The sequence below is a fragment of the Micromonospora sp. NPDC005979 genome (genome assembly GCF_040614415.1).
Taxonomy (GTDB): domain Bacteria; phylum Actinomycetota; class Actinomycetes; order Mycobacteriales; family Micromonosporaceae; genus Micromonospora.
Window position 1 is genome coordinate 223,776 of the sequence record NZ_JBEXUR010000002.1, and the last position, 12,694, is coordinate 236,469.

Consider the following 12,694-nt stretch of genomic DNA (forward strand, 5'->3'; position numbering starts at 1 on the left):
AATGGACAAGAACGCCGACCGGGCGCAGGTGCCCGGCCAGCAGCCGGTGCCGGAGCGGGACATCGAACCACTGTGGCCGCCGGATCCGGCCGAGCAGGGCGCAGCGGTGGTACCGCCGTGGGCGGCGGTCGCCGAGCAGCGGGTCGCCCCGTCGCAGTCCGCGCCGGCGGCCGTGTCGCCGCCGGTCGCCGCACCGCCGATCACGGCGCCGTCGGTCGGCCGTCCGGGCGTCCCCGGGCAGCCGGGCGCAGCGGCCCTGCCGCCGCCATCTCCGTCGGACTATCCGTCGCTGACCGGGGCGGTGCCGCCGCCGACCGGCTGGGGCGCGAACGGGCCGGGCGGGCCGGGCACGGGCTGGGCGCCGGCGCAACCGAGCTGGCCTCCGGCCGACCCGCCGGCCGCGTCACCCGCGTCGACGACGTCGCCCGCTCCTTCGGCGCCGCCCGCACCGCCGACACCACCGCTGCCGCCCGCGGTGGGCGGGTTCATCGGGCCCGGCACTGCGCCCACCGGCAACGCCACGCCGAACCCCGCGGCCACCGCGGCGTCGCCCGGCGGCGCGAACGGAGCGACCGGCACCGGGGCGCCCGGTGCCGCACCGGAAGCGGCAGGCACCGTCGCCGGACCGACTGCCGCCTCGACTGAAGCAGCCGGCAGCCCGCCCGCGGCGGGGCCACCGGACGGCTCCGGCACCGGCCCGGTCCCCGGGCCGTCCGGCGGCGTCGACCTGGACCTGCCGTTCTCCCTGGACCGCCCGCCGGTCCTAGCCGCCGAGGTAGGGGCCACCGCAAGCCCTGGCACGGCTGCCGGTTCAGCCGCAATGGACGCGGGCAAGGCCGGCCCGACCGCAGCAGGGCCGGCAGCGGAACCGGTGTCGCAGGGTGGCGGGGAGACCGCGCCTGCCGTCGGGGCCGCTCGGCCCGCGACCGAGTCACCCTGGGCGTATCCACCGCAGCGACCGGCCAGCCCGACCCCGTCGGCACCGGAGCAGGTCGACATCCCGCCGCCACCGATCCCCACCCCGCCGGTCCCACCAGCGCCGACACCCGCCGTCGACAGCGGCGGCGCGGCGGGGCAGATGTACGCGGGGCAGGTCTACGGCGGTCAGGCGGCGATCCCCGGCCAGGCCGGCCCGGCGGAACCACCGCAGCAGGACGCCGTGCCGACCCCGCCGCCGGGGCCGTTCCCCCCGTCGCCGGGCTGGTATCCGCCGCCCTGGCAGCAGGTCGCGGCGGCGGCTCCACCGGTCCCGCCGCAGCAGTACCAGGAGACCGACCCGGTGGCGCGGGTGCCGGCCACGGGTTACCCGGACGCCACGTGGACGCCGGAGACCACGGCCGCGCCGACGGCAGAGGACTTCGCCCGCCGTCGGCAGGTCCGGCCCGCCGACCCGGTGGCCACCATGGGCGTACGGGCGGTGGTCAACAAGATGGGCCTGCTCCGGCTCTCTCCGGGGCGGCACGAGCAGGAACTCAAGCGGGACATCGAGATGGTGCGCCGCAACTTCGGCGGGCTGCGGCAGGTGACCGTGGTCAACCCGAAGGGCGGCGCCGGTAAGACGGTGGCCATCCTGCTGCTCGCCATGACGTTCGGTCAGAAGCGCGGCGGCTACGTGCTGGCCTGGGACAACAACGAGACCCAGGGCACCCTCGGGATGCGCGCCCAGCAGGACTTCCACGCCCGCACGGTGCGCGACATGTTGCGCGACCTCGGGCAGTTCCAGGGCGCGCACGGGCGGGTCGGCGACCTGTCGCAGTACGTGCGGTCGCAGGGCGAGGGCATGTTCGACGTACTCGCCTCGGACGAGTCGGCCACCGGCGGCGAGATGTTGACCGCAGCCGCGTTCGCCGAGATCCGCGAGGTGGTCAGCCGGTTCTACAAGCTGATCTTCGTGGACACCGGGAACAACGTGCGGGCGCAGAACTGGCAGGCGTCGATGGACGCCACCGACCAGCTCGTGGTCACCATGTCCGCCCGTAACGACTCGGCGGAGACCGCCGCCCGGATGCTCGACCACCTGGAGCAGAGCGGCCGGCAGCGGCTGGTCCGGCAGGCGGTGACGGTGGTGTCGATGCCGCCGTCGCGCAAGGAGATCGACCTGCCGGCCATCCAGGAGCACTTCGCGGCTCGCACCAGGGCGGTGCTGCTGGCGCCGTACGAGCGGCTCATCGACAGCGGCGAGCCGATCCGGTACGGCGGTCTCTCCGCGGCCACCCGGGACGCCTGGCTGAAGATCGCCGCAGCGGTCGCCGAAGGGCTCTGAGCAGCCGACGGCCGGCCCGGTGCCGGGCCGGCCGTCGGAACGGGTCAGTTGCTGGCGAGCGCGTCCGCCGCTGCCGGGTCGCAGTCGCGCAGGAACTGGGCGCAGCGGGCCGCCTCGTCGGCCTCGCCGATCTCGTCGGCGGCCCGGGAGAGCACGTACAGGCAGCGCAGGAAGCCCCGGTTGGGCTCGTGGGACCACGGCACGGGTCCGTGGCCCTTCCAGCCGTTGCGGCGGAGCTGGTCCAGGCCACGGTGGTAGCCGGTACGCGCGTACGCGTAGCCCGTCACCACCGCGCCGGCCGCGAACGCCCGGGCCGCGAGCGCGCCCCACGCCGCGCTGAAGGTCGGGAAGCGGGCCGCGACCTCGGCGTACGCCTCGTCGGTGCCGGCCTCCTGGGCAGCGGCCAGGGCGGCGTCGGCCTCGTCGTTCGCGGGCAGGAGGGTGGCCGGTGGCTCCGGCAAAAGGTTCTGCATCGCCCCATTCAACCCGCTGGACAGGGCGACATGCGAGCGGGTCGGCGGACGCGTCCCGCTGAACGGCTGAGGAGTTCATCACGCCTGCGGCCTATGCCGCCGCCAGGTGTTTTCCACTACAACTAATGGTCCGGAGCCTCCCCAGGACCCGGTTACGCAGGAGCCCGGCGGCCACGACCGCCGGGCTCCTGTCGCGTCCCGGGCCCTCCGGGGTTTGGCCGACCCCGCCGAAGGGGCAGGATGGCCCGGTGCCGACCCCACCACCCACCGACGTCATCGAACCGCACCTGCACGCCGACGAGATCCAGACCCGGGACGAATTCGACCGGCAACTGGTCACCGGCCGGCTGACCGGGCTGACCGTGCAGGGGCTACGCCTCGACCTCGCCCCGGTGCCCGACCTGACCGGAGTCGAGGTCACCGGCGCTCTCTTCGTCGGCTGCCGGTTCGCCTCCCGGGAGGTCGGCGCCGACCTGGTCCGGCGCGGCGCGAACGTGGTGCCGCCGTTCTCCGGGCTGCCGTACCCGACCCAGCCGGCGCACCTCTACACCCCGGACGACCTCGCCGCCGGGTTCGTCGAGGGCGGGTTCGCCGGCATGTACGACACCCGGGTGTACGAGCACTACCGGGCGCACGGCGGCGCGCTGCCGGACGTGAAGGAGGCGCTCGGCCAGCGGCTGCACGACCACGGCGTGGACAACGCGCTGGGTGACGCCACCCGGGCCTGGCTGACCGCCCACGGGGCGCAGTCGGTGGTGGGCATCATGGGCGGGCACGCGGTACGGCGCGGCAGCCCCGCGTACCGGATGGCGGCAGTGCTGGGGTGGGAGCTGGCGCGGGCCGACCGGCTGGTGGTGACCGGTGGCGGTCCCGGGGTGATGGAGGCCGCGAACCTCGGCGCCTACCTGGCGGACCGACCGGCGGCGGACCTGACCGCGGCGATCGACCTGCTGGCCACCGCGCCCGACTTCACCGACCACCACCGGTACACGGCGGCGGCGTTGACGGCCCGGCAGCGGTACGCGGGCGTACCCCGCCAGCGGGGCGACGACCTCGGTTGGGCGCGGGCCGGTGGGCTGGCCATCCCGACCTGGCTCTACGGGCACGAGCCGGCGAACCTGTTCGCGGGACGGATCGCGAAGTACTTCTCGAACGCGATCCGGGAGGACACGATCCTGCGCCTCGCTCGGGGTGGCATCGTGTTCGCGCCCGGACGGGCGGGCACGGTGCAGGAGGTGTTCCAGGCGGCCACCAAGACCTACTACGGCACCGACGGGGCCAGTGGCGCGTACATCTTCCTGGACCGCTCCTACTGGACGCGGGAGCTGCCGGTGGAGGCGTTGCTGCGTCCGCTGCTGGCCGCCTCGCCGTTCGGTGACCTGTCGTCGACGATCCACCTCACCGACGACGTCCGCGAAGCCGTCCGCCTGCTGACCGCGTGAAAGGAAGGGCCCCCTATTAACAGACGGGTGCTAATAGGGGGCCCTTCCTTTCACCAACTACTTGGTCATCGTGGTGCCGGTGGAGCGCAGGTGCTCGCACGCCTCGACGACCCGGGCGGCCAGGCCGGCCTCGGCGGCCTTGCCCCAGGCGCGCGGGTCGTACTGCTTCTTGTTGCCGACCTCGCCGTCGATCTTCAGCACGCCGTCGTAGTTGCGCAGCATGTGGTCGGCGACGGGCCGGGTGAAGGCGTACTGGGTGTCGGTGTCGATGTTCATCTTCACCACGCCGTAGTCAAGCGCCTCACGGATCTCGCTGAGCAGGGAGCCCGAGCCGCCGTGGAACACCAGGCTCAGCGGCTTGTCCTTGCCGTACTTGGCACCGACCGCCTCCTGGATCTGGTTGAGGATCTCGGGGCGGAGCTTGACGTTGCCCGGCTTGTAGACGCCGTGCACGTTGCCGAAGGTCAGCGCCGCCATGTAGCGGCCCTTCTCGCCGAGGCCGAGCGCCTCGACCATGGCCAGGCCGTCCTCGGTGGTGGTGTAGAGCTTGTCGTTGATGGCGTTCTCGACGCCATCCTCCTCACCACCGACGACGCCGACCTCGATCTCCAGGACGATCTTGGCCTTGGCGGCCTCGTCGAGGAGCTGGGCGGCGATCTGCAGGTTCTCGGCGACCGGCACGGCCGAGCCGTCCCACATGTGCGACTGGTACAGCGGCTCCTCGCCGCGCTTCACCCGCTCCTGCGAGATGCCCATCAGCGGACGCACGAACTTGTCCAGCTTGTCCTTCGGGCAGTGGTCGGTGTGCAGGGCGATGTTCACCGAGTACTTCTTGGCCACCTCGTGCGCGTACGCGGCGAACGCGACCGCGCCGGTGACCATGTCCTTGATCGAGGGACCGGACAGGTACTCCGCGCCACCGGTGGAGACCTGGATGATGCCGTCGCTCTCCGCGTCGGCGAAGCCCTTGAGCGCCGCGTTCAGCGTCTGGGAGGAGGTCACGTTGATCGCGGGGTACGCGTACCGGCCAGCCTTGGCGCGGTCCAGCATCTCCGCGTAGGCCTCGGGGGAAGCGATGGGCATGTGATGTGCTCCTTACTTACCACTCTCGGCCGTGCTGGCCGCTGTTGTTCGTCTGTGCGCCGGACCGCGCTGTCCTCCGCCCGGCAGTATCCCGCAGGTGAGGTGCGCAGGACCAACCGAGGGGGTGTCAGCCCCTCACCGGGTGTCCAGACGGTCCGGCACGATCACGCTGATCAGCCAGGTGACCACGGTCATCACGATCGCTCCCCAGAACGCCGCCCAGAAACCGTCCACCTGGAACGGCAGGTCGAGCCCACGCGCGATCCGGTCGGTGAGCAGGAAGAGCAGCGCGTTCACCACCAGGGCGAACAGGCCGAGGGTGAGCAGGTAGAACACACAGCCGACCACCCTGATCACCGGCTTGAGCACGGCGTTGATCACACCGAAGATGAGCGCCACCACGATCAGTGTGAGCACGGTGTTGCCACCGGAGCGGCCGTGCACGTCCACCCCGGGCACGATCAGCGTGGTCACCCACAACGCGACCGCGGTGATCGCCAGTCGGATGAGGAAGCCCACGGCACCATCCTGGCACCGGCTCCTGCCGTCCCGGGGTGATTCGGCCGACTCGGCTTGCCGGCGCGGAGCGGACGCAGCCCGTACGGTGGTGGGAGCCGTGCCCCGAGACCCCGGGAGGGACGATGGGTCAGCCCGACGAGGACTTCACCCCCGGCGACCACCTCGCCGCGGACGAACGCGATCCGGAGGCGGAGCCGGCCGACGCGGTCGAACAGGCCACCTCGGTCGACCCCGCCGACGTCGACGGCGAGCCACACCGCGGCATGGAGGTCGACGACTGGGACGCCATGGAGCAGGCCCGGGTGGTCACCGCGGACGAGGACGACTACCGCTGATCCCGCTGCGAGCACGGACTGCCCGTTACGGCAGAGGTGCCACGCCGTTCGGATAGTTGGATGCGCATCGATAGGACGGGGCGTGCGCAGGACGCCGGTTCTCCCTAGGTTGTACGAGCGTCGTCAACTCTCCGGGAGGACCCTCGTGCTCAAGCACTCGATCCGCTGGCTGGTCGGGCTGGGTGCCGTGAGCGCCCTGGTCGCCGCGTCCGCCACACCCGCCGTCGCCGCGGCCACGATCGAGCCGTACTTCCAGGACGCCACGCTGGCCGTCGGCTCGGAGAAGATGTCCGGCCTGCTCCTGTACGCCAACGAGCCGACGACCCTCGAAGGCGTCTCCGTGCGGTACGACTACCGCTCTCTCACCGGCAAGATCAGCATCACGCCGGCCGACCAGCAGACGTGCACGACTCCGGAACCGGGCGTTCTCGTCTGTCCGGAGCAGTTCGCTGTCGTCCTCAACGAGCTACCGCCGCTCGGCAGCGGGATCTACCGGAACGGCACCAAGCGGGTGAACCTGGCCGCTACCGAGGACGCGCAGCTCGGCGACTCTGGCGACCTCGTGGTCAGCTTCGAGGCGGCTGGCGGGCGGCGAGGCAGCTACACCTCGCGGGTCCGCATCGGCGAGGGCGTGGACCTGGCTGGCGGACCCTTCACCACCGCCACCTCCAAACCGGGCGGAAAGGTGACGGTCCCGCTGGCCGTGTCCAACGTCGGCGACAAGACCGTCACGGGCTTCGTCGCGGTCTTCGATCTTCCGTACGCGATCCGGACCAAGGATCGGTTCAGCAACTGCCGCTACTCCGACGACCACCTAGTCTCCTGCCAGTTCGACCAGGAGATCCCGCCGGGCGAGGGGCTCGCCACCACGTTGAACCTCGAACTCGCCAGGGACACCTACGCCCCGACCAACCAGTCCGGCTATGCCCAGTTCATGACCATCGCCGACTTCGAGGACCTGACCCGGGTACGGGAAGCCGTCGGTGCCCGAACTGCCGCGCCGGGCACCGGCCCGAAGCTGACCCTGACCGATGCGCCCAACCGGACGCGGCAGGCCGACCAGACCGACGTCGGCCCGGGCTACGACTACACGGGCTGGATCATCAAGGTCACCGGCAGGAACGGCACCGACCTCGCGGCGATCGGCACCACCCTCAAGGGCGGGGTCGGCACGGTCGTGACGGCAACCGTCGGTTTCCGGAACAACGGCCCGGCGACGCTCGACAACGTGAGCGAGGAATGGGAGGCCGCCACCCACACGCTCGTCGAGCTGCCGCCCGGCACCACGGCCGTCGAGGTTCCCCTCGGCTGTCAACTGCGACCGGGCACCCGGACGTACCAGTGCGCCTCGGACATGCTGTTGGTCGCGGGCAAGACCTACACCGTGGACTTCCGGCTGCGTATCGACAAGATCGCCCCCAACGCCAAGGGCACGGTGTGGGTCAACGCGCCGTGTGAGTGTCCCGCCGGCGGCGGCTTCACCGGCGACATCAAGCCGGCCAACGACCGGGCCACGATCCTGGTCAACCCGGGCCAAGGTGGTGGCAGCGGTGACGGTGACGGAGGCAGCGGTGGCGGTGGTTCGCTGCCCATCACCGGCACCCCCACGAGCCTGCTCGCAGGCCTCGGTGGCCTGCTGCTCGCCGCCGGTCTGGGCGCGTACCTGCTAGCCCGACGTCGCAGCAGCCACTTCGTCGCCTGACCTGCCCCGCCTGACCGGCGCCCCACCGTCGTTCGTCCCCTTGGCGGTGGGGTGCCGTCGCAGTTCACGGAGTTACCGGGCCCGGTCGACCAAGGTCGGGTGACGGGCGGCCCACTCGCCGAGGCGGTCCTCCCGCAGCGCCTTCAGGAACTCCGGCACGAACGTCGGGTCGGCACGCAGGGAGCGATCCCTCGCGGTCGGCAGGGCGACCGGCAGTCCGATCCCGACCGGCTCGACCGACCGCAGCGTGGGCACGAGCCGCAGCAGGTCCAGGATGGCCGCCCGGTCGGGTGACACCACGAGGTCGGGGGCGACGGTGGCCAGCAGCCTGGCGAGGCGTACCGGATCGGTCAGTACGCCCTGGTCGGTGGCCTGGCGGACGAGACCGGCGGCGAACAGACGAGCGTTACGGTCCCGGTCCTGGCTGCCTGCGGGCAGACCGTAGCGCTGCCGGAGCAGGTCGATCGACGCGGCGCCGTCGAGGCGTTGGCACCCGGCCGGGAAGACCCGCCGAGTGTGTACGGAACGCACCCGGTCGCTCAGGCAGACCGGCACACCGCCGACGGCGTCGGTCAGCGCGCTCACGGCGCGGTACGTCAGCACCACGCCGGCATCCACCCGTACCCCGGTCAGCTCGGCCACCGTACGCCGGGTCAGCTCGTACCCCTTGGTCATCTCGGGCCGGGTCGACCCGACGCCGGCCGGGAAAGCGGCGCTCAGCTTGTCGGTGCCGTGGCCCGGGATCGACACGCCCAGGTCGCGGGGCAGTGACACCAGGTAGGGGCGACTGCGGTCGGCCGGGATGTGCACCAACAGCACCGCGTCGGACCGCGTCGCCGCCGGCCCGTCGCCGTCGAGGCCGAGCAGCAGGATGTTCAGAGCGCCGGTTGGCGCCGGTCGAGCGGACTCACCGAGCAGTTCGGCAGCCGGCGGCGGACCCCCGCGCTCGGGAGTCAGCAGCGGCACCCCGATCCCCAGCACCCCGAGCAGGGCCAACGCGACACCACCGGCCTGCCAGCGGCGACGCCGACGGCGACGGCGGATGGTCAGGCGGTCGATCGCCGCGCGCAGCGGGCCGGTCGGCGGGGTCAGCGGCTCGTGCCGGGCGAAGGCGGCACGCAGGTCATCCTCGATCATGAGGGAACCTCCACGTACTCGGCCCGGAGCGTCGCGAGGGCCCGGGAGATGGACGAACGGACGGTCCCGACGGCACAGCCGAGGATGTCGGCGATCTCGGCGTCGGGCAGATCCTCGTAGTAGCGCAGCACGAGGGTGGCGCGCTGCCGGCGCGGCAGCCGGGACAGCCAGGTCCAGATCTGGTCCCGGTCCACGGCGGACTGGGCGTGGTCGGCGGCCGCCGGCAGGGACTCGTCGGGCTCCCCGCGCAGCAGCACCCGACGCATCCACGAGCCGCGCTTCCAGTCGACGTACTGGTTGGTGAGCATGCGGCGCACGTACCGCTCGGGCGAGTCCGCGCGGGCGACCCGCCGCCAGTTCAGCTGGACCCGGACCATCGTCTCCTGCACCAGATCCTGCGCCTGGTGCGGATCACCGGTGAGCATCACCGCGTACCGCAGCAGCGGGGCAAGCCGCGTGTCCGCGAACTCCTCGTACGTCACTGCACCTCCCGGGGTCTGCTTCAGATGACGGGAGCGGACGCGCCGAACATTGCGGTGGCGGTGATCAGCCTTTCGGTTCGTCCTGCTCACCAGGCGGTGATCGGGGGCGACGCCGAACCTTAGCGGTTCCTTAAGATCCACGGGCTGCACCTGAATCCCCCAACTGGAGGAATCCCCCCTCATGCTCACGCACTCCACCCGGCGCTGGCTCGCCGGACTGGGCGTCGCAGGCGCGTTCGTCGCCGCCTCCGCCAGCCCGGCCCTCGCCGACGAGGCCCGTTTCGATATCGCCACGCATGACGTGCTCGTGGCACCGGGTCAGTCCACGTCCGGCTATCTCTACGCCCGGCCGACCGATGACGAGTCCGAGCTGACGTTCGGGCAGACCTCGGTGGACGTCGACCTCTCCGCGGTCGCGGACTTCGCCATCGTGGAGCCGATGTGGGGCTGGACCTGCGACGTCTCGCCGACGAAGCTGCACTGCGAGAGCGAGACGGAGGACGGCCTGCCGCCGTGGTTCGACTACACGGTCACGGGTAAGCAGGACGCGAAGCCGGGGCAGCAGGGCTCCCTGGCCGTCAGCATCACCTCTGGCGGCAAGACCGCCAAGGCGACGGCAGGCGTCACCATCGCCGAGGGCGTCGACCTGGCGGGCGACCTGACCGCCGAGGCCAGCGGCGCCCCGGGCAGCACTGCGGAACTGCCGGGCGTCGTCCGTAACACCGGCGAGACCGCCATCGACGGTGCCGTTCTCGTGTTGCAGGCCCAGGAGCTCGCCGCCTACGGCGGCGACCACTCGAACTGCAGGTCCGACGAGTGGGGCATGGTCGCCTTCTGCGCGTTCGACACGAAGATCGAGCCGGGCAAGTCGTACAAGCTCTCGAACGGCATGCCGATCAAGGTGAGCGCGAAGGCACGCACCCGTGCGACCTTCTCAGTGGCGCTGTCCTGGTGGACCACTGACGACTGGGACCTGGCGTCCAAGGACTCGCCCATGGAGGACTTCAAGCCCGGCAAGGGTGACAAGCTCCGCCTGGTCGAGCAGTCGATGCAGGCAGCACGGGTGCCGCAGACGGACGTCGACGTGTCGAACGACGTCACCATCGGGAGTGTTCGGGTAACCGGCAACACTTCGGCTGACCTCGCGGCCAAGGGCGCGACCGCAAGTGGCAAGAAGGGCGACGTGGTCACCGTCGCGCCCAGCTTCACCAACCTGGGGCCGGCGGTGCTGGAGTACATCGGCCAGGGCACGCCGGACCTCGGGATGGAGGACCTGCCGGTTCGGGTGACCGTTCCGGCCGGCACCACCGCGGTAGAGGTCGACCCCAACTGCGTGCCGTTCAAGCCGGGCACCGCGTGGGACCCGTGGGACGCGGCCTGGGGTGAGCCGGGCGCGAAGGAGTACGCGTGCCTGAGCCTCGAGACCTGGCCGGACGACGTGACCACGTACGACTTCCAACTTCGGATCGACATGGTCACCGCGAACGCCTCGGGTGCTATCACCACCGTGCTCGCCGGTGACCCGAACAAGGGCAACAACACCGCGACGATCGTGATCAACCCGGCCTCGGCAGGGGGCGGCAATGGTGGCGGCGAGGGTGACGGTGGCTCGCTGCCGATCACCGGTCAGTCGACCGGCCTGCTCGCCGGCCTGGGCGCGCTGCTGCTCGCCGCGGGCGTCGGCGGCTACCTGGTGGCCAAGCGCCGCCGGACCCGCTTCGTCGCCTGATCCATCCCGGCACTACCGGTGCCCCGTCGACCATGCTGGTCGGCGGGGCACCGTCGTATCCGGCGACCGGGTGGTGAGGACCGGTCCGGCGCGGCCCGGGCACCGGGCTTCGGTACCCTTTGTGGCCGTGGACACAGCTGAGAAGACCCGCGCTCTCACGGAGAGCGTCGCCCTGAACCCGCTCGATCCCAAGGACCTGTTGCAGACCTTCGGGCTGGTCGGCGTCTGGGTGATCCTCTTCGCCGAGACCGGCCTGCTGGTGGGCTTCTTCTTCCCCGGCGACTCGCTGCTGTTCCTCGCCGGTGTGGCCGCCTCGCCGGTGGCGGACGCCATCTTCGGCGACGGCACCCGGCTCTCGCTGGCCGGTCTGCTGATCGGGGGGCCGATCTGCGCGATCCTCGGCGCGCAGTTGGGGCACTGGCTCGGCGCACGGTACGGCCGACGGATGTTCGAGCGGCCCAACTCGCGGCTCTTCAAGAAGGAGTACGTGGAGAAGGCCGAGTACTACTTCCAGAAGTTCGGCCCGGCCAAGGCCGTGGTGCTGGCGCGTTTCATCCCGATCGTGCGGACGTTCCTCAACCCGGTCGCCGGGGCGCTGGGCATGCCGGCTCGGCAGTTCCTGCTGTGGAACATCGTCGGCGGGGTGCTCTGGGTCGACGGCATCCTGCTGATCGGCTACCTGCTGGCCGACCGGATCTACAAGGCGATCGGCGACAAGATCGACCACTACATCCTGCCGGTGGTCGCACTGATCATCCTGATCTCGGTGCTGCCGATTTTCTTCGAGTTCCTCCGCGACCGGCGGGCGCGCAAGCGGGGCGAGGCGGTCGCGGTCGTCGCCGCGGCCAGCGCCGCGGGCGCCGTCGACGCGGTGCGCGAGAAGTTCGACCACGACGAGAACCCGCACGACCGTCGCGGGCACGAGCGCTGACCTGAGATACGACGACGGCCGGCCCCCTGGTGCGGGGGTCGGCCGTCGGCATGTCGGACCCGGCCTCCGGCGGTGCGGCCGGGGACGAGCAGGTATCAGCTACCGGTGGCGCCACCCCTGGTTCGCCACCGGACACCGCCCCGGGTACGAGACGGTGCGCAGCGCCTTACGTCAGCGGGCCTTCTTGGTGGCCCGCTTACGCGGCGGGGTCAGCAGGTCGGCGATCGTCGCGATCGCGCTCGGGACCAGCCGGTAGTACGCCCAGACACCGCGCTTCTCCCGCTCCAGCAAGCCGGCCTCGGTGAGGATACGCAGGTGGTGACTGACCGTCGGCTGGGAGAGGCCGAGCGGCGCGGTCAGGTCACAGACGCACGCCTCGCCCTCGGGGGCCGACTGGATCAGGCTGAGCAGCCGCAACCGGGCGGGATCCGCAAGGGCCTTGAGGACCCCCGCGAGACGCTCGGCATCGGCACGTTCGATCGGCTCACCGGCAAGCGGCGAGATCTGAGGCATAGTCATTTCGGCCAACGCAGTTCCCACGTATTCCATCCTTCCACCAGCAGCATCGATCCGCCTGCATATCAGCAGATACGAATCG

General features: G+C 71.5%; 12 protein-coding genes. 6 read left to right on the plus strand and 6 right to left on the minus strand.

From position 1 onward, the window contains the following. The first annotated feature begins 1 nt into the window (after position 1). The gene (locus ABZ272_RS04260; RefSeq protein ID WP_355048443.1) at positions 2-2,263 is read left to right on the plus strand and encodes a chromosome partitioning protein; all 2,262 of its coding nucleotides are present in this window, start codon (positions 2-4) and stop codon (positions 2,261-2,263) included. Between the two features lie 44 nt (positions 2,264-2,307). Here the strand turns inward: ABZ272_RS04260 and ABZ272_RS04265 are convergent, their stop codons facing one another. Next, positions 2,308-2,736, minus strand: coding sequence for a DUF3151 domain-containing protein (locus ABZ272_RS04265; protein WP_355048444.1), 429 nt, complete (start codon positions 2,734-2,736; stop codon positions 2,308-2,310). A 248-nt stretch (positions 2,737-2,984) separates the two neighbouring features. Between ABZ272_RS04265 and ABZ272_RS04270 the strand changes: the two genes are divergently transcribed. Continuing rightward, positions 2,985-4,178, plus strand: a complete 1,194-nt coding sequence (locus tag ABZ272_RS04270) for a hypothetical protein (protein ID WP_355048445.1) — start codon at positions 2,985-2,987, stop codon at positions 4,176-4,178. A 57-nt stretch (positions 4,179-4,235) separates the two neighbouring features. Here ABZ272_RS04270 and fbaA read toward each other — a convergent pair whose 3' ends face one another. Both fbaA and ABZ272_RS04280 read right to left on the minus strand, forming a co-directional pair. Further along, positions 4,236-5,261: a class II fructose-bisphosphate aldolase gene (gene fbaA, locus ABZ272_RS04275; protein ID WP_124771129.1), complete on the minus strand. Its 1,026-nt coding sequence runs from the start codon at positions 5,259-5,261 to the stop codon at positions 4,236-4,238. A 135-nt stretch (positions 5,262-5,396) separates the two neighbouring features. Then, positions 5,397-5,780 carry a phage holin family protein gene (locus ABZ272_RS04280; RefSeq protein WP_355048446.1) on the minus strand — a complete coding sequence of 128 codons (384 nt, stop codon included), beginning with the start codon at positions 5,778-5,780 and terminating at the stop codon, positions 5,397-5,399. Between the two features lie 122 nt (positions 5,781-5,902). Between ABZ272_RS04280 and ABZ272_RS04285 the strand changes: the two genes are divergently transcribed. Both ABZ272_RS04285 and ABZ272_RS04290 read left to right on the plus strand, forming a co-directional pair. Then, complete coding sequence (locus tag ABZ272_RS04285) at positions 5,903-6,115, plus strand: hypothetical protein (protein WP_355048447.1); 213 nt, start codon at positions 5,903-5,905, stop codon at positions 6,113-6,115. 145 nt (positions 6,116-6,260) lie between these two features. Then, positions 6,261-7,817 (plus strand): LPXTG cell wall anchor domain-containing protein, encoded by a 1,557-nt coding sequence (locus ABZ272_RS04290; RefSeq protein WP_355048448.1) that lies wholly within the window; start codon positions 6,261-6,263, stop codon positions 7,815-7,817. Between the two features lie 72 nt (positions 7,818-7,889). Here the strand turns inward: ABZ272_RS04290 and ABZ272_RS04295 are convergent, their stop codons facing one another. Together ABZ272_RS04295 and ABZ272_RS04300 are read right to left on the minus strand one after the other, a co-directional pair. Further along, positions 7,890-8,954 (minus strand): LCP family protein, encoded by a 1,065-nt coding sequence (locus tag ABZ272_RS04295; RefSeq protein WP_355048449.1) that lies wholly within the window; start codon positions 8,952-8,954, stop codon positions 7,890-7,892. Then, entirely contained in the window at positions 8,951-9,436 is a 486-nt protein-coding gene (locus ABZ272_RS04300) for a SigE family RNA polymerase sigma factor (RefSeq protein WP_355048450.1), read from the minus strand. Before ABZ272_RS04300 ends, ABZ272_RS04295 begins: the two co-directional genes overlap by 4 nt. A 181-nt stretch (positions 9,437-9,617) precedes the next feature. Between ABZ272_RS04300 and ABZ272_RS04305 the strand changes: the two genes are divergently transcribed. Together ABZ272_RS04305 and ABZ272_RS04310 are read left to right on the plus strand one after the other, a co-directional pair. Continuing rightward, on the plus strand, positions 9,618-11,165 hold the full coding sequence (locus tag ABZ272_RS04305; protein ID WP_355048451.1) for an LPXTG cell wall anchor domain-containing protein: 1,548 nt from the start codon (positions 9,618-9,620) through the stop codon (positions 11,163-11,165). 121 nt (positions 11,166-11,286) lie between these two features. Beyond that, positions 11,287-12,096: a DedA family protein gene (locus ABZ272_RS04310; protein WP_355048452.1), complete on the plus strand. Its 810-nt coding sequence runs from the start codon at positions 11,287-11,289 to the stop codon at positions 12,094-12,096. 171 nt (positions 12,097-12,267) lie between these two features. Here the strand turns inward: ABZ272_RS04310 and ABZ272_RS04315 are convergent, their stop codons facing one another. Next, on the minus strand, positions 12,268-12,645 hold the full coding sequence (locus ABZ272_RS04315; protein WP_007454255.1) for a metalloregulator ArsR/SmtB family transcription factor: 378 nt from the start codon (positions 12,643-12,645) through the stop codon (positions 12,268-12,270). Positions 12,646-12,694 lie beyond the last annotated feature (49 nt).